Source organism: Streptomyces desertarenae, assembly GCF_042681365.1.
Lineage (GTDB): Bacteria > Actinomycetota > Actinomycetes > Streptomycetales > Streptomycetaceae > Streptomyces > Streptomyces desertarenae.
Genome location: NZ_JBHUFU010000006.1, coordinates 87,800 through 109,531 on the forward strand (window position 1 = coordinate 87,800; position 21,732 = coordinate 109,531).

The 21,732-nt window shown below is 71.2% G+C and carries 12 protein-coding genes; 7 read left to right on the forward strand and 5 right to left on the reverse strand.

What is annotated here, in order from left to right:
- Nucleotides 1–34: 34 nt before the first annotated feature.
- Complete coding sequence (locus ACFSJS_RS11955) at nt 35–1,237, reverse strand: class I SAM-dependent methyltransferase (protein WP_380899332.1); 1,203 nt, start codon at nt 1,235–1,237, stop codon at nt 35–37.
- A gap of 309 nt (nt 1,238–1,546) precedes the next feature.
- Between ACFSJS_RS11955 and groES the strand changes: the two genes are divergently transcribed.
- Both groES and groL read left to right on the forward strand, forming a co-directional pair.
- Entirely contained in the window at nt 1,547–1,858 is a 312-nt protein-coding gene (gene groES / locus ACFSJS_RS11960) for a co-chaperone GroES (protein WP_031510287.1), read from the forward strand.
- 107 nt (nt 1,859–1,965) lie between these two features.
- A complete protein-coding gene (gene groL, locus ACFSJS_RS11965) occupies nt 1,966–3,591 on the forward strand; it encodes a chaperonin GroEL (RefSeq protein WP_380899333.1) in 1,626 nt (541 codons plus the stop codon).
- Nucleotides 3,592–3,777: 186 nt separating this feature from the next.
- Here the strand turns inward: groL and ACFSJS_RS11970 are convergent, their stop codons facing one another.
- The 3 genes from ACFSJS_RS11970 to ACFSJS_RS11980 form a co-directional block, all read right to left on the reverse strand.
- Nucleotides 3,778–4,548: an SDR family NAD(P)-dependent oxidoreductase gene (locus tag ACFSJS_RS11970; RefSeq protein ID WP_380899334.1), complete on the reverse strand. Its 771-nt coding sequence runs from the start codon at nt 4,546–4,548 to the stop codon at nt 3,778–3,780.
- A gap of 56 nt (nt 4,549–4,604) precedes the next feature.
- A complete protein-coding gene (locus tag ACFSJS_RS11975) occupies nt 4,605–5,300 on the reverse strand; it encodes an MOSC domain-containing protein (protein WP_380899335.1) in 696 nt (231 codons plus the stop codon).
- A gap of 217 nt (nt 5,301–5,517) precedes the next feature.
- Nucleotides 5,518–5,826 (reverse strand): WhiB family transcriptional regulator, encoded by a 309-nt coding sequence (locus ACFSJS_RS11980; RefSeq protein WP_380899336.1) that lies wholly within the window; start codon nt 5,824–5,826, stop codon nt 5,518–5,520.
- A 387-nt stretch (nt 5,827–6,213) separates the two neighbouring features.
- Here ACFSJS_RS11980 and ACFSJS_RS11985 point away from each other — a divergent pair, with 387 nt between their 5' ends.
- From ACFSJS_RS11985 to ACFSJS_RS12000, 4 genes are all read left to right on the forward strand, one after another.
- Complete coding sequence (locus ACFSJS_RS11985) at nt 6,214–6,825, forward strand: response regulator transcription factor (RefSeq protein WP_003948568.1); 612 nt, start codon at nt 6,214–6,216, stop codon at nt 6,823–6,825.
- 357 nt (nt 6,826–7,182) lie between these two features.
- Complete coding sequence (locus tag ACFSJS_RS11990; RefSeq protein ID WP_380899337.1) at nt 7,183–7,779, forward strand: sigma-70 family RNA polymerase sigma factor; 597 nt, start codon at nt 7,183–7,185, stop codon at nt 7,777–7,779.
- Between the two features lie 190 nt (nt 7,780–7,969).
- Entirely contained in the window at nt 7,970–9,472 is a 1,503-nt protein-coding gene (gene guaB, locus ACFSJS_RS11995; protein WP_380899338.1) for an IMP dehydrogenase, read from the forward strand.
- A gap of 193 nt (nt 9,473–9,665) precedes the next feature.
- Nucleotides 9,666–10,775: a GuaB3 family IMP dehydrogenase-related protein gene (locus tag ACFSJS_RS12000; protein WP_380899339.1), complete on the forward strand. Its 1,110-nt coding sequence runs from the start codon at nt 9,666–9,668 to the stop codon at nt 10,773–10,775.
- 76 nt (nt 10,776–10,851) lie between these two features.
- On the opposite strand, the gene ACFSJS_RS12005 is transcribed toward ACFSJS_RS12000, so the two are convergent.
- Nucleotides 10,852–13,914 carry a DNRLRE domain-containing protein gene (locus tag ACFSJS_RS12005; RefSeq protein ID WP_380899340.1) on the reverse strand — a complete coding sequence of 1,021 codons (3,063 nt, stop codon included), beginning with the start codon at nt 13,912–13,914 and terminating at the stop codon, nt 10,852–10,854.
- Between the two features lie 790 nt (nt 13,915–14,704).
- On the opposite strand from ACFSJS_RS12005, the gene ACFSJS_RS12010 reads away from it, so the two are divergent.
- A complete protein-coding gene (locus ACFSJS_RS12010) occupies nt 14,705–21,724 on the forward strand; it encodes a polymorphic toxin-type HINT domain-containing protein (protein ID WP_380899341.1) in 7,020 nt (2,339 codons plus the stop codon).
- Nucleotides 21,725–21,732 lie beyond the last annotated feature (8 nt).

A 21,732-nucleotide genomic window follows, 5' to 3' on the forward strand; every position in this document is an offset into this window, starting at 1 on the left:
GGGCGGGGCCGCTCCGCCCGGGGGGGGGCGCGGGTCAGCGGACGGGGCGGCCCACGAGCATGGACGGGGCGCCCGCGACGCGGGTGAGGAAGACCGTGGCCGCGTTCGGCCCGGACGGCTTCACCTTGCGGCGCAGCTCCTCCGGCGCGACCGCCGAACCGCGCTTCTTGACGGTGAGCGCGCCCACGCCGCGCTCCCGCAGCAGCGCTTTGAGCCGCTTGACGTTGAAGGGCAGCACGTCGGTGATCTCGTACGCGCTCGCGTACGGCGTCGGGCGCGGCTCGTCGGAGGTGACGTAGGCGATCGTCGGGTCGATCAGGCGCCCGCCGACCTGGTCGGCCACCTCCGCCACCAGATGGGCGCGGACGACCGCGCCGTCCGGCTCGTACAGGTAGCGGCCGACCGGGCCGGCCGGCGGGTCGGGCAGGCCGGCGGAGGCCAGGGTGCGGGGGCCGGGCAGCAGCGTGGCGCGCACCCCTGGCTCCCCCGGCGGGAGGCCGAACCACAGCACGGCCTCCTTCACGTCGCCGCCGTCGGAGATCCACTCCGCCGCCGCGTCCCCGGGCACCGCCTCGTGCGGGATGCCCGGAGCGACCTTCAGCGCCGCGCACGGGGCCCGCCGGGCGGCCCCGACCGCCCAGGACAGCGGGGGCGAGTACGCCTCGGGGTCGAAGACCCGGCCGCGCCCGCCGCGCCGCGCCGGGTCGGCGAAGACGGCGTCGAAGCCGGCGGTGTCCACCTCCGCCACGTCCGCGCAGCGCACCTCGATGCGGTCGGCCAGGCCCAGCGCTTCGGCGTTGGCGCGGGCGACGGCGCAGGTCAGCGGGGAGCGGTCGACGGCCAGGACGTCGATCCCGGCGCGGGCGAGCGCGATGGCGTCGCCGCCGGTGCCGCAGCACAGGTCCGCCAGGCGGCGCACCCCGAGGGCGGCGAAGCGCCGGGCCCGGTAGGCGGCCACGCTCGCGCGGGTGGCCTGCTCGACGCCGTCGGGAGTGAAGTACATCCGGCCCGCGTCCTCCGGGCCGAACTTCGCCGCCGCCCGCTGCCGCAGCCGGGCCTGCGCGATGGCCGCCGAGACCAGTGCGGCGGGGTGGTCCCTGCGCAGCCGGGTGGCGACGGCCAGCTCCCGCCCGGGGTCGTGGTCCCGCAGCTCCGCCAGGAGGGCCTGCCCCTCGTCGGTCAGCAGGGCGCGGAAGGCGGCGACGGGGTCGGATCCGGGGTCGTTCGGCGCGTGCACCGGGCCATCATCGCAGCGGCCGCCCCCGGCGGGTGAACGGCCGGGGCCGGCGGCTCCCCGCAGGGCGGCGGACGGGCGCCGCGACGCGGTACGGGGGCCGGCCTGCCGGCGCAGCGGCGCGCAACGCGCCGTGCGTTGGCACTCCGGTTGACTGAGTGCTAACGCCCGCATAGTCTCGGACCTGGCACTCACCCATGGAGAGTGCCAATCCCAGCGACGGGCAGATCCGGCACCCGCGACGACGGATCTACCAGGTCGCCACCCCAGACATCCAAACCCCGTGAGATCTCCGAAGGGGGAGGTCGGATCGTGACGACCGCCACTAGCTCCAAGGTTGCCATCAAGCCGCTCGAGGACCGCATCGTGGTCCAGCCGCTCGACGCCGAGCAGACCACGGCCTCCGGCCTGGTCATCCCGGACACCGCGAAGGAGAAGCCCCAGGAGGGCACCGTCCTCGCCGTCGGTCCGGGCCGCTTCGAGGACGGCAACCGCCTGCCGCTCGACGTCAAGGTCGGCGACATCGTGCTGTACAGCAAGTACGGCGGCACCGAGGTGAAGTACAACGGCGAGGAGTACCTCGTCCTCTCCGCTCGCGACGTCCTCGCGATCATCGAGAAGTAAGCCACCGCGAAGACCGCCTTGTGATCCGCGCCCTGGTACCCGCGTCCGAGACGTCCGGGGCCGGGGCGCGGTTCCTTTGACGAGGACCCGAGAGGACCACAGCAGCCATGGCGAAGATCCTGAAGTTCGACGAGGACGCCCGTCGCGCCCTCGAGCGCGGTGTCAACAAGCTCGCCGACACCGTCAAGGTGACGATCGGTCCCAAGGGCCGCAACGTCGTCATCGACAAGAAGTTCGGTGCCCCGACCATCACCAACGACGGCGTCACCATCGCCCGCGAGGTCGAGGTCGAGGACCCGTACGAGAACCTGGGCGCCCAGCTCGTGAAGGAGGTGGCGACCAAGACCAACGACATCGCGGGTGACGGCACCACCACCGCCACCGTGCTGGCCCAGGCCCTGGTCCGCGAGGGCCTGCGCAACGTGGCCGCCGGCGCCTCCCCGGCCGCCCTGAAGAAGGGCATCGACGCCGCTGTCAAGGCCGTCTCCGACGACCTGCTGGCCACCGCCCGCCCGATCGACGAGAAGTCCGACATCGCCGCCGTCGCCGCCCTGTCCGCCCAGGACAAGCAGGTCGGCGAGCTGATCGCCGAGGCGATGGACAAGGTCGGCAAGGACGGCGTCATCACCGTCGAGGAGTCCAACACCTTCGGTCTGGAGCTGGACTTCACCGAGGGCATGGCCTTCGACAAGGGCTACCTGTCGCCCTACATGGTCACCGACCAGGAGCGCATGGAGGCCGTCCTCGACGACCCCTACATCCTGATCCACCAGGGCAAGATCTCCGCGATCGCGGACCTCCTGCCGCTGCTGGAGAAGATCATCCAGTCCAACAGCTCCAAGCCGCTGCTGATCATCGCCGAGGACGTCGAGGGCGAGGCCCTGTCCACGCTGGTGGTCAACAAGATCCGCGGCACCTTCAACGCGGTGGCCGTCAAGGCCCCGGGCTTCGGCGACCGCCGCAAGGCGATGCTGGGCGACATGGCGACGCTGACCGGCGCCACCGTGGTCGCCGAGGAGGTCGGCCTCAAGCTCGACCAGGTCGGTCTGGACGTGCTGGGCACCGCCCGCCGCGTGACCGTCACCAAGGACGACACCACCATCGTCGACGGTGGCGGCACGTCGGAGGACGTCGAGGCCCGCGTCGCGCAGATCAAGGCCGAGATCGAGACCACCGACTCCGACTGGGACCGCGAGAAGCTCCAGGAGCGCCTCGCGAAGCTGGCCGGCGGCGTGTGCGTCATCCGGGTGGGCGCGGCCACCGAGGTCGAGCTCAAGGAGAAGAAGCACCGCCTGGAGGACGCCATCTCCGCGACCCGCGCCGCGGTCGAGGAGGGCATCGTCTCCGGTGGCGGCTCCGCGCTGGTCCACGCCGCCAAGGTGCTGGAGGACAACCTCGGCAAGGACGGCGACGAGGCCACCGGTGTCGCGGTCGTCCGCCGCGCCGTGGTCGAGCCGATGCGCTGGATCGCGGAGAACGCCGGCCTGGAGGGCTACGTCATCACCTCCAAGGTGGCCGAGCTGGAGAAGGGCCACGGCTTCAACGCCGCCACCGGCGAGTACGTCGACCTGGTGAAGGCCGGCGTCATCGACCCGGTGAAGGTCACCCGCTCCGCGCTGGAGAACGCCGCCTCCATCGCCTCGCTGCTGCTCACGACCGAGACCCTGGTCGTGGAGAAGCCGGCCGAGGAGGAGCCGGAGGCCGCCGGCCACGGTCACGGCCACGCCCACTGACACCGGCGTCCGGTCCCGTTCCGCCCGCCCCGCCACGGGGCGCGGCGTCCCAGGGCCCGGCTCCCCCTCCCGCCGCGGGAGGGGGAGCCGGGCCCTCGCCGCGTACCGCCCGCCCCGCGCCGGAGCGCGCGGGGCGGGCGGGACGCCGTGGCCGGGAGGGCCGCCGGCGGCCCGGCGCGGCCCCGCTCACCTGGGGCTGAAGCGGCCGGTGGTGGAGGACGCGCGTCCCACCAGACCGCGCGGCGCCAGCCGGGCGATGCCCATCAGCGCCTTGTAGCGCGGGTCCGGGATCGACAGGGACTTGCCCCGGGCCAGGTCGGTCATGGCCGTGTCCACCACCCGGTCCGCGTCCAGCCACATCCAGCCCGGCACGTTCTCCGCGGCCATCCCGGCCCGCCGGTGGAACTCCGTGCGCACGAACCCCGGGCACAGCGCCATCAGCCGCACCCCCGACCTCCCCAGGTCCCGCGCCGCGCCCTGGGTGAACTGCACGACCCACGCCTTGGAGGCCCCGTAGGTGCCGCGCGGCAGGAAGGCCGCCACCGAGGCCACGTTGACGACGCCGCCGCGCCCGCGCTCCCGCATGACCTCCGCCGCGGCCGAGGTCAGCCGCAGCACGGCCTCGCAGTGCACCTTGAGCATCCGCAGCTCGTCCTCGACGGGGACCTCCAGGTAGCGGCCCCGGTGGCCGAAGCCCGCATTGTTGACCAGCAGGTCCACCGGGTGCCGGCGGTCGCCCAGCCGCTCCTCGACGGACGCGATGCCCTCGTCGGTGGCCAGGTCGGCGGCGAGCACGGACGCCTCGATGCCGTGCCGGTCGTGCAGCTCCGTGGCGTTGCGCCGCAGCCGTTCGGCGTCCCGGGCGACCAGCACCACGTCGTGGCCGTCGCGCGCCAGTCTGCGGGCGAAGGCGGCGCCTATGCCCGAGGTGGCTCCTGTGATCAGTGCAGTCGTCATGTGGGCACGCTATCCGGCCCGCCCCCGCCCGGTGGGGGCCGCGGGTGCCGGACGGGTCAGGAAGAGCGCCCCGCGGTGTACTTCAGCGCCTCCTCGCGGTCGCGCGCCGTCAGGGCGTCCCCGGCGGCCAGGACGCGGGGGAGGAGGTTCCGCTCGGTGGTCAGGGCGCGGAAGAGGAAGGCGGAGGAGACCTCGTGGTCCGGCCGGTGGACGATCTCGACCGGGTCTCCGGCGCGTATCTCCCCCGGCTCGACCACCCTGAGGTACGTCCCGGGGACGGCGGCCCGCGTGAACCGCTTGATCCACCCGGCTCCCCGCTCCGCCGGGGGGACGCCCGTCTCCTCCAGCCAGCCGGCGAAGGTGCGGCAGGGGATGCGCGGGCAGGAGACCTCCAGCAGCACCCGGGGGCCGACGCGCCAGCGCTCGCCGACCCGTGCGCCGCTGACGTCGACGCCGAGGGTCGTGAGGTTCTCGCCGAAGACGCCGTTCGGCAGCTCGCGGCCGAGCTCGTCCTCCCAGGCGTCCAGGTCCTCCCGGGCGTAGGCGTACACGGCCTGGTCGTCGCCGCCGTGGAAGCGCAGGTCGCCGATGGCGTCGCCGGCCAGGCCGCTGCCGCCCGTCCCCGGGGGGCCGGGGGCGGCCACCGCCACCGGGCCGTCGGCCGGCCGCTTGTCGATGCCGGTGACACCGGTGGGGGAGTTGGTGTAGCCGACGGGGCGGAGGGTGGCCAGGTTCACCGAGAGGATCCGCATGCCCGGCAGCCTAGAGGGGCGCCGCGGGGCGCGGCGACGGGATTCCGGGGGCCGGACGGCGGGTCCGTACGCGCCGCGGGAGGGCGGGGCCGGGGCGGGACGGCCCGGAGGCGGGGCGCGGGCCGGTGCCGGCGGCGCCTTCGCCGCCCCGGTCCGCCGGGCGCGTGGGCGCGCGGACGGGGCCGCCGTCCCGCGCGCGGGCGCGGATCCGCCCGGGTCACGCGCCGGCCGTGGTGCTCATCAGCCGGTTCCTGGCGCGCCCCATCAGCTCCTCCCGCTCGTCCTCGGTCAGGCCGCCCCATACTCCGTACGGCTCCCGCACGGTGAGGGCGTGGGTGGCGCACTCCGAGCGGACCGGGCAGCGCATGCACACCTCCTTGGCGGACGCCTCGCGCGCGCTCCGCGCCGCGCCGCGCTCCCCCTCGGGGTGGAAGAACAGCGAGCTGTCGACTCCTCGACAGGCGGCCAGCAGCTGCCAGTCCCACAGGTCGGCGTTGGGGCCCGGAAGACGGGAGAAATCTGCCATGGCTTGTCCTCTCGAAGCGAACTGATGCTGGTGAACCAGTCGAGAACAGTCACGACCGTACATCCACGGTATGAGTAGATGTAAATATGCATCTTGGCGATTCTCATGACAGACGCGACCAATAAAAAGAAAACCCGCCAAACAGGGCAAATGACGACACGGCCGCTGATCTGGGCCGGATAGTCCCTCCGTGTCGACTCGATCACGTAGGGTGTTGAAAGCGGGCGCCGAAGACCGTAACTCTTTCGGGTGACCGTCGTTGAGTGTGCGGAGGCGGTTGACGCGGACAAGTGCCGGACGGATGTCCGGAGCGGTCAACCGCACAGGTGACGATTCGTACCAGCCCTGGAGGCCAAAGGTGATGCGCATGAGCTGCGGAGGGCGACCATGACTTCCGTCCTCGTCTGCGACGACTCCCCGCTTGCCCGAGAGGCGCTGCGCCGCGCGGTGGCGACCGTGCCCGGCGTGGAACGTGTGACCACGGCGGCCAACGGCGAGGAAGTCCTCCGCCGCTGGGGCGCCGACCGCTCCGATCTCATCCTGATGGACGTCCGGATGCCCGGTCTGGGCGGTGTCGAGACGGTGCGCCGCCTGCTGTCGGCCGACCCGGGCGCCCGCATCATCATGCTGACCGTCGCCGAGGACCTCGACGGCGTGGCGCTGGCCGTCGCCGCGGGCGCCCGCGGCTACCTGCACAAGGACGCCTCGCGCGCCGAGCTGCGGGCCACGGTCACCCAGGCGCTGGCCGACCCCACCTGGCGGCTCGCGCCGCGCCGGCTGCGCTCGGCCGAGATGGGAGCGGCCCCCACGCTCACCGCCCGTGAGATCCAGGTGCTGGAGGGCATGAGCCACGGCCGCTCCAACGCCGAGATCGGGCGCGAGCTCTTCCTCTCCGAGGACACGGTGAAGACCCACGCGCGGAGGCTGTTCAAGAAGCTCGGGGCCTCCGACCGGGCACACGCCGTGGCGCTCGGGTTCCGCTGGGGCCTCGTCCGCTGAACCGGCGGCCGGCCCGTCCGGCGGGCCGTCCCCCGGTGCACACGCCCTTCCTGCCCGCGGACGGCGCGGGATGCGGGAGCGGGCGAGCCCCGGTGCTCCCCGCCCCGTCCGCCGCACGTCCGGAGGAGCCCCCCGTCGGCCTGGCCGACCGCGGACGACGGGGTCTCCGGGTGACGGACCGGTGTCGTAATCTGCCGTGTGCCGCATCCTGGATGTATGGAGTTCCTCGGGGACCGGACGGCCAGGCGTGAGGGGAGGGCGCAGGACGTGACAGCGAGTGCCCCTGCCCATAACGCTTCAGCGCACAACCGCGGACGGGGTGCGGCCGAACGGCCGCGGCGGGTGCACGATGGACCGATGCGCGACGACGAGACGTCCCCCGCGGCCGACGGGCCGGGGGAGATCGGTGCCCTCGTCCAGCGCGCCGTCGAGGGGGACGAGCAGGCCACCCACGACCTCCTCGCGCGCGTCCACCCGCTCGCGCTGCGCTACTGCCGCACACGTCTGACCCGGCTCCCCGGTGACGCTCGCCACTTCGTGGACGACCTCGCCCAGGAGGTCTGCCTGGCGGTGCTGTGCGCCCTGCCGCGCTACCGCGACACGGGCAAGCCCTTCGAGGCGTTCGTGGTGGCCATCGCCCAGCACAAGGTCGCCGACCTCCAGCGGGCCGCCATGCGCGGCCCCGGCAGTACGGCCGTCCCCTCGGACGAGATGCCCGAGCGGCCCGACGACTCCCTCGGCCCCGAGGAGCGCGCCCTGCTCAGCAGCGACGCGGAGTGGGCGAGGAAACTGCTGGCCAACCTCCCCGAGCACCAGCGCGAGCTGGTGCTGCTGCGCGTCGCGGTGGGGCTCACCGCGGAGGAGACGGGGCAGATGCTCGGAATGTCCCCGGGGGCCGTCCGTGTTGCCCAACACCGAGCCCTGTCGAGACTGCGCGCCCTCGCCGAGCAGTGACGGGGGGACCGCCGGCCCCGGCCGCCCCGCCGCACGAGTGCGGCGGGTGCACGGCCGGACGGCGGTCCGGGGCAGGCCGAACGATCCGGAGGAGGCGGTCCGGCTCGCGGGACACGGGGTACTCCCGAGCCCGTTAGCATGGACGTCCGCGCCGGGCAAGAGTATTGGGGAAGGTGCCATGGAAGGCGTCATGACCGACAACGTCGACGGAGTACCCGCGAAGTTCGCCGCGCTCGGGTTGACCTACGACGACGTGCTGCTGCTGCCGGGCGAGTCGGACATGGCCCCGCAGGACATCGACACCTCCTCGTACGTCTCCCGCAACGTCAGGGTGAACATCCCGCTGATCTCGGCGGCGATGGACAAGGTCACCGAGGCCCGCATGGCGATCGCCATGGCCCGGCAGGGCGGCGTCGGCGTACTGCACCGCAACCTCTCGATCGAGGACCAGGCCAACCAGGTCGACCAGGTCAAGCGGTCGGAGTCCGGCATGGTCACCGATCCGATCACCATCCGCCCGGACGCCACGCTGCGCGAGGCGGACGAGCTGTGCGGGCGCTTCCGGATCAGCGGCGTGCCGGTCACCGACGCCTCGGGCAAGCTGCTGGGCATCGTCACCAACCGCGACATGGCCTTCGAGACGGACCGCTCCCGCGAGGTCCGCGAGGTCATGACGCCGATGCCGCTGGTCACCGGCGGCGTCGGCATCTCCCGGGCGGACGCCATGGAGCTGCTGCGCCGCCACAAGATCGAGAAGCTGCCGCTGGTCGACGGCGAGGGCGTCCTCAAGGGCCTGATCACCGTCAAGGACTTCGTCAAGGCCGAGAAGTACCCGAACGCCGCCAAGGACGCGGAGGGCCGCCTCATCGTCGGCGCGGCGGTCGGCGTCGCCGGCGACGCCTTCGAGCGGGCCCAGGCCCTGATCGAGGCGGGTGCCGACTTCATCGTCGTGGACACCGCGCACGGCCACTCCAGGCTGGTCGGCGAGATGGTCGCCAAGATCAAGTCCAACTCCTCGGTCGACGTGGTCGGTGGCAACGTCGCCACCCGCGACGGGGCCCGGGCCCTGATCGACTCCGGAGCCGACGGCGTCAAGGTCGGGGTCGGCCCCGGTTCGATCTGCACCACCCGCGTGGTCGCCGGCATCGGCGTCCCGCAGGTCACCGCCATCTACGAGGCCGCGCTCGCCGCGCGGGAGCACGGCATCCCGGTCATCGGCGACGGCGGCCTGCAGTACAGCGGCGACATCGCCAAGGCCCTGGTCGCCGGCGCCGACACCGTGATGCTCGGCAGCCTGCTGGCGGGCTGCGAGGAGTCGCCGGGCGAGCTGCTGTTCATCAACGGCAAGCAGTTCAAGTCCTACCGGGGCATGGGCTCGCTGGGCGCGATGCAGTCGCGCGGCCAGGCCAAGTCGTACTCCAAGGACCGCTACTTCCAGGAGGCGGTCGGCACCGACGACAAGCTCATCCCCGAGGGCGTCGAGGGCCAGGTGCCCTACCGCGGCCCGCTGGGCGCCGTGGTGCACCAGCTGGTCGGCGGCCTGCGGCAGTCGATGTTCTACGTCGGCGGCCGCACCGTCCCGGAGCTGAAGGCCAAGGGCCGCTTCGTGCGGATCACCGCGGCCGGGCTCAAGGAGAGCCACCCGCACGACGTCCAGATGACGACCGAGGCACCGAACTACTCGCGGCGCTGAGCCGCAGCCGCACCGGGGCGCCCCGGGGGAGGCCGACACCCGTCCGCCCCCCCCCGGGGCGCCCCGGTCGCGCGACCGCCCGGACGAGGACGGCGGCCCGGGGGTGTGCCCGGGGCCGGGACGGCCCCGGCGTGCGGTACCGGAACCCCGCTCGGGGATACTGGTGACGTAGACCGTAGGAAGGGCACAGCACGTGACTGAGATCGAGATCGGCCGCGGCAAGCGCGGAAGGCGCGCGTACGCCTTCGACGACATCGCCGTGGTGCCCAGCCGCCGCACCCGGGACCCGAAGGAGGTCTCGATCGCCTGGCAGATCGACGCCTACCGCTTCGAGCTGCCGTTCCTGGCGGCGCCGATGGACTCGGTCGTCTCGCCGGGCACCGCGATCCGCATAGGGGAGATGGGCGGCCTGGGGGTGCTCAACCTCGAGGGCCTGTGGACGCGCTACGAGGACCCCGAGCCGCTCCTGGCGGAGATCAGGGAGCTGGACGGGGCGAACGCGACCCGCCGGCTCCAGGAGATCTACGCCGAGCCGATCAAGGAGGAGCTGATCGGGCAGCGGATCAAGGAGGTCCGCGACTCGGGCGTGGTGACGGCCGCCGCGCTGTCGCCGCAGCGCACCGTGCAGTTCTCCAAGGCGGTCGTGGACGCGGGCGTCGACATCTTCGTCATCCGCGGCACGACGGTCTCCGCCGAGCACGTCTCCTCGGCCGCGGAGCCGCTCAACCTCAAGCAGTTCATCTACGAGCTGGACGTCCCCGTCATCGTCGGCGGCTGCGCCACCTACACCGCCGCGCTGCACCTGATGCGCACCGGTGCCGCGGGCGTGCTGGTCGGCTTCGGCGGCGGTGCCGCGCACACCACCCGCAACGTGCTGGGCATCCAGGTGCCGATGGCCACCGCGGTGGCCGACGTGGCCGCCGCCCGCCGCGACTACCTGGACGAGTCCGGCGGCCGGTACGTCCACGTCATCGCCGACGGCGGCGTGGGCTGGTCCGGCGACCTGCCCAAGGCGATCGCCTGCGGTGCGGACGCGGTGATGATGGGCTCCCCGCTGGCCCGGGCCACCGACTCGCCCGGCCGGGGCCACCACTGGGGCATGGAGGCCGTCCACGAGGACGTGCCGCGCGGCAAGCGCGTGGACCTGGGCACGGTCGGCACCACCGAGGAGATCCTGCTGGGCCCCTCGCACAGCCCCGAGGGCCACATGAACTTCTTCGGCGCGCTGCGCCGCGCGATGGCCACCACCGGCTACTCGGAGCTCAAGGAGTTCCAGCGCGTGGAGGTCACCGTCTCCCGCTGACACGGCACGCGGCGGGGCCGGGCCGGTGGTGCGCACCACCGGCCCGGCCCCTTCCCGTCTCCCCGCCCGGGATCCGTCAGCCGATGCTCACGGGCCGGGTCCAGTCGGTGCCTTCCGCGGGCGCGCTGATGACCTTGCGGGGCGTGCCGTAGGCGGTGGGGCCGCCGGGGTGGAGGTGGACGTCGCCGCTGGGGGCGGACAGCGCCCAGAGGTCGGGGGTCCGGTCACCGTCGGCGTCGGGGGTGCCGACGAGAAGCGGTACGGAGTCCGGGTCCCACTCGGCCTGCCCGTAGACGGTGTCGTCGCCCGTGCGGGAGGAGGCGGCCAGTCCCAGGGAGAGCAGGTCGGTACCGGTGCCGTCGGTGTCCGGCTTCCCCTCGCGGAGGTAGAGCCGTCCGGTGCTGCGGGAGCGGTAGACCAGATCCGCCGCCTCGTCGCCGGTGACGTCGCCGACGAGGACGAGGTCGCGGCCGTCCCAGGTGCTGTGGGCCGCCTGATGGGCGGCGGCGAAGGCGCCGCCGCTGTAGCCGGTGAAGATCCACAGCTGGGGACCGGCGTTGGCGAACAGATCCGGGTGTCCGTCGCCGTCGACGTCGCCCACCGAGAGGATCTGGGTGAGTCGGTCGGAGGAGGGGGCGCCCGGCGGCAGCAGGATCTTCTGGCGCCGGGTGACGTCGAAGCCGCTGTAGCCGTCCCCCGGGTAGACGTACAGCTCCCCGTCGACGCGGGCGACGAGGTCCTGGATGCCGTCGCCGGGGAACCAGTCGCCGTGGTGGGTGATCAGGGCGCCGGTCCAGTAGCTGTCCGGGGTGGGCGTCGGGTTGCCGCCGCTGGTGCTGTACGAGGCGTCCATGCCCGAGTGCAGGTCACCGCTGGGGCTGCCCGGGTACGCCTTCAGCCGGCCGGTGTCGGTGACGGCCAACAGGTCGGGATAGCCGTCGCCGGTGGTGTCTCCCGGGGCGTCGAGGCCAGTGCGGGGGGTGACGTAGAAGCGGTGGGCGGTCTGCCCGGAGGTATTGCCCACAGGGTCCACGGCCCGTACGTAGAGGATGTTCGGGCCGGCCTGGGGCGGTTCGACGGCGATGGTGACGTCGCCCCCGCGGACGGCGGGGGTGGCCGTGGAGCCGAAGCCGGTCCAGTTGAAGCTGTACTCGTACCTCGTGGCGTCGCTCGCCCCGTCGGAGCCGAAGGTGAAGGTGCCGCCGGTGCCGAAGCGGACTGTGGACCAGGTGTCGTCGGTACCGTCCGCGGACGGAAAGTCGGTCGACGTCACGGTGGGGGAGGGCGGCCCCTTGTGGTCGACGGTGAAGCGGCAGGGTTCACTGCCGCTGGGGGCATAGGCGGAGACGGCGTTCTCGGGGTCCTGGGAGCGGACGCCCCAGGAGTAGGTGGTCCCATGGGTGAACTTCTCCCAGGGGATGGGGGCGGTGTTGGCGTAACCGTCGCTGTCGACGGCCATGACGGAGTCGACGATCTTCGTGTCGTACTCCCCGCTGGGCCAGACCAGGAAGTGGAGGGAGCTCAGGCGGCCGTCGGGGTCCGACCCTCTGGCCCGGAAGGTCAGATCGGACTTGCCGACCGTCGAGTAGGGCCTGGTGAGGTCGCAGTCCGGGCCGGGCGTCATCGTCAGGGCGGTGGGCTGGTTGGGCTTGCGGTTGTAGACGGCCTCGATGAAAGGGGAGTTCTCACCGTTGGCACGGAACTTCTTCCAGTGGTGGGCATCGGTCTCACTGGCGGCGCGCAGGCCGAGGGTGACGGTGCTCCACTTCCCGTCGGAGGCGTCCTGGGCGGCGGATCTGATGTCCATCTTCACCCAGGAGTCGGGACAGCTGGAGCTCTTGTAGCCGTGCCCGGTGGTGGCGCTGGACAGGACACGTGTCCAGCTCGGTTGCCTGTTCCAGGTGCTGGAGCTGGAGATGGACCTGGTGAGCCAGAGGTTGTACTTGTGCCCGGTGCAGCCCCATGAGTAGGTCTGCAGGACCCGGAAGTGGGCGGACTTGACGGTCGCCCCGTGCAGGTTCCCGGGGAGCTCGAAGGTGAACACCGAACGGGACAGACCCCTGGTGGTGGATTCGTAGCCGACGCGGGCCTCGTTGGTACCGTCGTTGAAGTTCTGGCCGTTCCAGAAGCTGGAGTCGGGGTACGGCTGGTACAACAGCGTCCAGTTCTTCTTCCGCCCCGTCAGGGAGGGGTCGATGAAGACCGGGTAGACCGTCTCCTCGGACGCCATGAACTCCCGGTCGGAGAAGACGGTCAGGACGCCGTCGTCGTCGAGGTCGGTGCCCAGCACCGCGTCGTGGCTGCCGGGCTGCGGGCCCCAGACTCCCGGCAGGGCCAGGGTGTCTTGTGATGCCCCGTTGCCGTCCCTGTCGCCTTCGGTGCCTCCTTCCGGTGTCTCCTCACCGATGGTGACGGCGGGCTCTCCTGCGGAGTCCCAGACGTACGGGGTGGGGGCCGTGGCCATCTCCTCGCCGTCCTCGTCGACCGCGCTGAGAACGCCGGACCCATGGTCGAGGCGGAAGTCGAGGTCGGGGGAGGCCAGTCGGTGCCGCATCGTCTCCAGGAGCGGGTCGCCGGCCGCCTCGCGGTCATGAACGACCAGCAGCTGGGAGTAGCCGCTGTCACGGGCGGTCAGCAGCAGGTCGATGCCGGGCCGGACGTCCCGGTAGAGCGCGCGCGGCCCGTCGACCACCGGTGCGGGCAGCGGACCCGGCCAGTCGACGGTGATCTCGTGGTCGGCGGTGATGAAACGGACCAACTCGCTCCATTGAACCGCGGAGTCCTCGCCCGCGGCCGTCAACTGGGTGCGCGTGCCGGCGGCGCTGCCCGCGCTGAAGACGAGGGGGTCGTTGACAGCCCTGGGCGAGAAACCGTCCCTCACCCTCTCCAGTGTGGTGTCGATCGCCTTCCACTCGCCGTTCACCTCTGCACGAAAGGTGTCGCTGTGGATACGGGTGCGCATCAGGCCGTCCGGGCGCGCCCAGGTGGTGGAGTCGGCGGTGCGTTCCGCGGTCACCTCCACCTCCTTGCCGGTCTCCTCGGCCCGACGCACGGCCTCGGCCGCGCCCATGGGAGCGCCGCCGTCCTTGTGGGCGACGCGGGGCACGGGGATGTCGTTTCCCCGGTCGGGTCGGTTCACGGCCAGAGGAACGGCTACGGCGGCGGCCAGCAGGGTGGCGACGATCGCCGTGCCGCGGTTCCGGGAACGAGCGAGCCTTCGCCGGAACGAGTCCTCGGAACCGCTTCGGAGTTTTTCTCCGGCCCGTTTCCTGTTTCCTTCCGCCCCTGTCTCTCGTGCGCCTTCCACGGTGGCCATGGTTTCCCTACTCCCCCCGTGGGCGCCGGGAGTCCACGATGCCCTCGGTGATGCCGATCCGTGCGCCCGGTAACACTCCGCGCGCGGTGATGTGCGACGCAGAGCATGACTCATCTCCACACTTTCGTCACGCGACGGAAAGGAGGCGGGCAACGGCAGCGGCAAGTGGCTTCGGATGCCGCGCGGGGAGCCCGAGAGGGAACCGGTTCCATCCGCCGGCAAGACAGGATCGCCAATACAGGGAATGTCTTGATTTATGTAGGGGCGTTTTATCGCCGATAATCACTTTCCTTGGCTTTTGGTCCGGAGTAAACTATTCGGTCCGGTGTCAACAGGAATATCGGTGGATGAATCGAAAGCGGAGCCTGCGGCCACCCCTCGCTCCCTGAGTGATTGATGTCACAAGAGATATGCGAGGGTGGATTCCATATGAGGCGGACGTGCATAGTGCTCGCCGTTCTTTGTGTTTTCTCTGTGTGGGCGCCCCGAAGGCCTGCGCGGCCGTCGTGGGGGGTCCGCTGTGTTCACGTTCCTGATGCGGGATCGGCTGCGCCGTACGGGATGGGGGCAACGACGCCCGGCGCGCGGGCACCGCGTGGTGCAGGGCGCGGGCGTGTCCGTCGCGGCACTGATGACCGTCACCCTGCTGCCTGTCGAGGCGTGGGCCATCCCCCCGGACGGCAACCTGCGCAACGGGCCGGCGTTGACGGCTCTCCAGCAGGACGCCGAGGCGGGACTGGACGAGGCGGCGGCCGCCGAGTACGGGGAGTGGGCGGGCGGGATGGAACCGCCGGTGGAATACGAGCCGACGAAAACGGACGTACCACCCGGCGGGACTGCGGACGTCGCACTCGACACGGCCGGCGGGGAACTGGTACCGGCCGGCGACCTGCCGGTCAGTCTGGGCAGGGCGACTCCCACGGGGACCGAACCCACCCCGCCTGAGCCCTCGGGCGTTTGGAACGTGGAGTTGGAGTCGCGTACCACCACCGAGACCGCGGGGGTGGACGGAGCCGTCATCACCGTCACCCCGCCGGACACCGGTGCCACACCCGTGGACGTGGCGCTGGACTACTCGCGGTTCGAGGACCTGTACGGCACCGAGTGGGCGACGCGGCTGAAGCTGGAGCAACTGCCCGAGTGCTTCCTCACCACGCCGGAGTTGGAGGAGTGCACCACTCCCGTGGAGGTGCCCAGCACCAACGACCCCAGTACGGACACCGTACGCGCCACCATCGACCCGGCCACGGCCCGAGCACCGGGATTGTCCACCCAGTCCGGCGGCGGCCCGGTCGTGCTGGCCGCCACCGACTCGGGCGAGGGCGCGGGCGGCACCTACAGGGCCACGAGCCTCTCCCCGAGCGGGACCTGGACCGCTGGTGGATCCGGGGGCGGCTTCTCCTGGACGTACCCGCTGACCGTCCCGCCCACCCCGGCCGGACCGGCGCCTGCCATCGCCTTCTCCTACTCGTCCCAGGCGGTGGACGGAAAGACGTCGGTGGCCAACGGCCAGGCCTCCTGGGTAGGGGACGGCTGGGACTACCACCCCGGGTTCATCGAGCGCCGTTACCGGCCCTGCTCCGACGATCTCGACGGCACCCCGAACAACGACAACGCCGATCACGAGGAGAAGTCCGACCTGTGCTGGGCCGGTCCCAGCGTGGTGATGTCGATGGGCGGCACCACCACCGAACTGGTCCGTGAGGTCGTCCAGGGTGACGGCGGCCCCGAGGAGAGGTGGATCCCGGCCACCGACGACGGATCCAGGGTGGAACTGAGGAAGAACTCCGCGCTCGGCAACGGCGACGACGACGGCGAGTACTGGGTGGTCACCACCCGGGACGGCACCCGCTACTGGTTCGGCCGTCATGATGTGGACGGGGACGGCACCCGCCCCGGCACCGACTCCGTCTTCACCGTTCCCGTCTTCGGCAACCACGCCGGGGAGCCCTGCCACGCCACCTCCTTCGCCGACTCCTCCTGCACCCAGGCCTGGCGTTGGAACCTGGACTACGTCGAGGACGTGCACGGCAACGCCATGGTCGTCGACTGGGCCAGGGAGACCAACCGCTACGCCCAGAACGGCAGATACAAGAAGCACGTCTCCTACGTCCGCGGCGGCCATCCCGAGAAGATCGAGTACGGTCTGCGCGCCGGCGCCCTGACCGGCGCCCCCGCCGGGCGGGTGGTGTTCTCCACCGCCGAGCGCTGTATCACCGAGGGCGAGGTCGACTGCTCCGACGCCGACTTCGACTCCGACAACCACGGGGACAAGCAACCCTGGTGGGACACCCCCTCCACCCTGCATTGCAAGGCCGACACCAAGAACTGCTACGTCTCCTCGCCGACCTTCTGGACCCGCCATCGGCTGAAGGCCGTGACCACCTACGCTCAGCGCACCGAGGGCTCCACGAGCCTGGCGAAGGTGGACCACTGGACGCTGGAGCACTCCTTCCCCAAGCAGCGCACCGACACCCACCCGCCGCTGTGGTTGGAGTCGATCACCCGCACCGGCCACGGGCCCGACGGCGAGAGCATCACGCTGCCGCCGGTGACGTTCCTCCCCAACGTCGCCGACATGCCCAACCGGGTCGCGCGCTCCACCGCCGACCCGACCCCCGACTTCGACCGGCTGCGGGTGGAGACCATCCGCACCGAGACCGGCGGGGAAATCAAGATCACCTACTCCCGGCCGTGTCCCGTCGGTGCCGCGCCCGACCCGAAGACCAACGACACCCGCTGCTTTCCCGTCCACTGGTCCCCGGACTCGGAACTGGAGGAACCGGAGATCGAGTGGTTCAACAAGTACGTCGTCACCAAGGTGGCGGAGCGCGACCGTGTCGCCCGCCAACCCGACGTCGTCACCACCTACACCTATGAGGGCGGCGCCGCCTGGGCCAAGGACCGCGACGAGTTCTCCAAGCCGGAGCTGCGTACTTTCAGCCAGTGGCGGGGCTACGCCTCGGTGGTCGTCAGCAGGGGGCTGACCGAACGCACCGGTGAGCTGGACGCCACCGAGCGAACCCAGACCCGTACCCGCTACTTCCGGGGCATGTCCAAGGATGCGGGCCGCACGGCCGTCACCGTCACCGACTCCGCCGGCGAGGTCATCGCCGAAGACCTCTTCCCCTACCAGGGACGGGTGGCCGAGACCATCACCTACGACAGGGCGGGCGGCGAAATCGTCTCCCGCACGGTGTCGTGGCCGTGGGCGAAAAAGCTCGCAACCCGCGCACTCGGCGACGGGCTTCCGGCCCTGGACGCCTGGCGCACCGGTACCGGACGCACCGACAAGACCGAAACGATCAGCGGGGGACGCGAACGCACCGTACGCACGGTGACCACCGTCGACGACGTCCACGGCCTGACCGAGACCGTCCACCGGCACACCCTCACCCCCGACGGCGAAGGCGGCCACACCGTCGGCGACCGGCAGTGCACCGTCCACTCCTACGTGCACAACACCGGCAGGCACCTGATCGGACTGCCCTCCCGGAGCCGGACGACGGTCGGTACCTGTGAGCAGGCCGCCTCCGTCGGCGGCGGCCGGATCATCTCCGACACCCGCACCTCCTACGACGCTCCCGACGCCTTCGGCCGGGCACCGGTGAAGGGCCTGCCGCACCAGGTGGACACCGTGAACGGGGACGGTACCGGCTGGATCACCAGCGCCCGCAACACCTTCGACTTCATGGGTCGCCTGCTGACGGTGACCGATGCCCAGGGCAACCAGGCGGCGACCTCCTTCGGCCCGGGCACCGGAGTGCCCTTCACCACCACCACGACGAACCCCGCCGGGCACATCACCACCGCCACCGTCGACCCCGGGCGCGGCACGACGCTGGAGGCCACCGACGCCAACGGACGCACGGTCACCACCACGTACGACCCGTTGGGACGTACCACCGCCGTGTGGACGGCCTCCCAGGACCCCGCCTCGGACAGGGCCGCCCACACCTTCGATTACCAGATCGACGAGGACGCTCCGCCGGCGGTGACCACCCGCACCCTGCGGGACAACGGTACCTACGCCGACTCCGTCACCCTCTACGACGGCCTGCTGCGCCCGCTCCAGGTGCAGACCGAGGCGCTGGGCGGAGGGCGGATCGTCGCCGACACCCGATACAACTCCCTCGGCGTGGTCGCCGAGACCCGCAACGGCTACCTCGCCGGGGGCGAGCCGGAGACCGAACCGTTCATCCCCGAATCCGTCTTCCGCGTTCCTCACTCCACCGAAACCGCGTACGACGGCCTGGGCCGCCCGGTGAAGGCCACCACCCTCCACCGTGGCACACCACAGCACTCGGCCACCACCGCGTACGGCGGGGAGTGGACGCTGGTCCGGACCGGCATGTCCGCCGACGGCCTGACCGCCCTGCGGGGCAGCGAAGCCGTCAAGACCTGGACCGACGCCCTGGGCCGCACCGAACTCGTCCGGCACTTCACCGACCCGGGCCTGACGGAGTGGACAGACACCCGCCACACCTACGACGCCCGGGGCAACCACACCGGGGTCGCCGACCACGACGGCAACGAGTGGACCCACGTCTACGACGCCCGCGGTCGGGTGACCTCCACCCGCGACCCCGACATGGGTACGTCCTCCTTCACCTACGACACCCTGGATCGACGGGTCCGCTCCGAGGACTCCCGTGGCAACGTGCGCGTCACCACTTACGACGTGCTCGGCCGCGCGACTGCCGTCCGCGAGGGCACGGCTGCAGGTCCGCTGGTGGCCGAGTGGACGTACGACACGCTGCCGGGCGGCAAGGGGCTGCCGGTGGCCGCGACCCGGTACACCGGCGGCGCGGCCGTCGTCACCGCCGTCACCGGCTACGACTCCGAGTACCGGCCCACCGGCACCGAGATCGTCATCCCCGACACCCCTGACACCCGGGGGCTGGCGGGCACCTACGCCTACCGGCAGACCTACACGGCGACCGGCCGGCCACTCACCACCACGCTTCCCGCGACCCCCGGTGGTCTGTCCGAGGAGAAGGTCGTCACCCGGTACGACGGCGAGGGTTCGCCGGTCTCCACCTCCGGACACTCCTGGTACACCGCCGACACCATCCACAGCCCGTTCGGCGAGGTGCTGCGCACGGTCAGTGGTGAGGCCCCGAACCGGGTGTGGTCGACCGCCGAGTACGACCCGGACACCGGCCGCCTGTCCCGCACCGTCACCGACCGGGAGAAGGCCGGCCCCCACCGGCTGACCGACACGCGGTACGGCTACGACACCGTGGGCAACGTCACCTCCGTCACCGACACCCGGCCGGGCGTGACCACGGACCGGCAGTGCTTCACCTACGACGCGCTCGGCCGGCTCCGCCACGCATGGACCGCCGCGTCCGGTACCTGCCCGCGCGAGACCTCCGCGGTGGACTCCGGGCCGGCCGCCGGCGACACGGCCACCGGGCCGGACGGGGACGGCTACTGGCACACCTACGCCTACGACGCCATCGGCAACCGCACCTCGATGGTCGACCACGACCTGACCGACCCGGCGCTGGACGACACCTACACCTACACCTACGGCACCACCCTTCCCGCGACCGGGACGACCGGGCCGGTCGAGGTTCAGCCCCACACCCTCACCCGCGTCGACGCGGTGACCAAGGCCGCCGGCAGCACGGTCGAGTCGATGTCGACCTACGCCTACGACAACGCGGGCAACACCATCGAACGCACCGTCGGAGGCGACACTCAGACTCTCGTCTGGAACGCGGACAACAAGCTCACCGCCGTCGACACCAGTGGCGACGGCGCGGCGGATATCTCCTACCTCCACGACGCCGACGGCAACCGGCTGGTCGAGAAGACCGCCACCGGTGCGACCCTCTTCCTCGGCGACGCCGAGGTCACCGTGGGCGCAACCGGCAACGCGATCGAGGCGCGCCGCTACTACAGCCACCCCGGAGCCCCCACCGTGGTGCGCTCCACCGGTGGCAGTTCCGACCCGGACGACCACGAGCTGACGGTGCTGCTGAGCGACCACCACGGTACCGCCACGACCTCCGTCACCCTGGACGCGGCGATGACCGTCCAGCGGCGCAAGTTCGACCCGTTCGGCAATCCCCGCGGCACCGAATCCGCCGACTGGCCCGGCCGCCGCTCCTTCCTCGGCACCGGCATCGACGACCCGGCCACCGGCCTGACCCACATCGGCGCCCGCGAGTACGACCCCGTCGTCGGCCGCTTCATCTCGGCCGATCCGCTCATCGACATCGCCGATCCGATGCAGATGAACGGCTACGCCTACGCCAACAACAGTCCGGTCACCCTCTCCGATCCCACCGGCCTTCACCCCGATGGCGCCTGTGGTGGCACCCCCTACTGCAATGGTGGGATCGAAAGCTGGACGAAGAACGAGGACGGCTGGCTCTGGGAGCACACCACCAGGACGAAGGACAAGAACGGCAGCGTCACCACGGTGACCGTCAGTCGCGGCCTGGGGACCGGTAACAGCACCACTTACTACACGGCCGAACACACGGCGTCGCCCATCAAGGGGGACAGCGGAGGTCGGAACTGGTTCGAAAGGCTCCTCTCCCACGGCAAGGGACGTGCGGCGGAGTTCGTGGTCGGCGGACTCCAGTTCGTCGGCGGCAACATCGCCGACGGCTGGAGCTGCCTGACCGACCTGAAGTGCCAGGCGGTATGGGACAAATTCATCAAGTACCACCCGCTGAACCTGCGCAACATCATCGGCCAGCTCTCTGCGATGGCGGGGAGTGGCAAGGAGATAGCCGTCGGATTCACCAGCGGGCGGAGTGCCGAGTCCACCGCCGACCTCGCCATCCTGGTCGCCTCACTCGTCACCACGAGGAAGGGGCTGGGCAAGGGGACCTGCAACAGCTTCGTTCCCGGGACGGCGGTCCTCATGGCCGATGGCAGCACCAAATCCATCGAGGAACTGGAGACCGGTGACCTGGTCCTCGCCACCGACCCCGAAACCGGCGAGACCACGGCCAAGGCCGTTACGGCCGAGATAAGCGGCGAAGGGGAGAAAAAGCTCGTTCGTGTCACCGTCGACACCGACGGAGAAGAGGGGAACAAGAGTTCCGCTCTCACCGCCACCGACGGTCACCCGTTCTGGCTCCCCGAACTCGGCGAATGGATCGACGCCACCGACCTGAAGGTCGGCCAGTGGCTGGAAACCGGCGCCGGCACCCGAGTCGAGATCACCGCCGTCGAACGCCGGACCCGGCACGTCACCGTCCACAACCTCACCGTTGCCGACCTCCACACGTACTATGTGCTGGCGGGTGATACGCCGGTCCTCGTTCACAATGCAAACTGCGGTCCGGGAACCAAGTTTGGCGTGCCGACCGCGCCGGGCGTGTACTCGATCCATCTTAAGGACGGGACAACCTACGTCGGAAGCTCCACGACAAGCATTCGGGAGCGAGTGAATAAGTCGATGCGTTCCAAGCATGCGGTTCGGAAAGCTGGATACAAGGCGGACGACATAGCCAACGTCACCTATTTCACTCTGCCTAGCGGAACGAGCAAGACGGCGATCCGTCGGATGGAGCAGACTATGATGGAAGGCGTGAAGGCCAGAGGGGGAACTCTGCTTAATCGAAGAGACCCTGAAATCGACGTACCAATAGGCGGCTACTTGCCGTAGCACTCGAC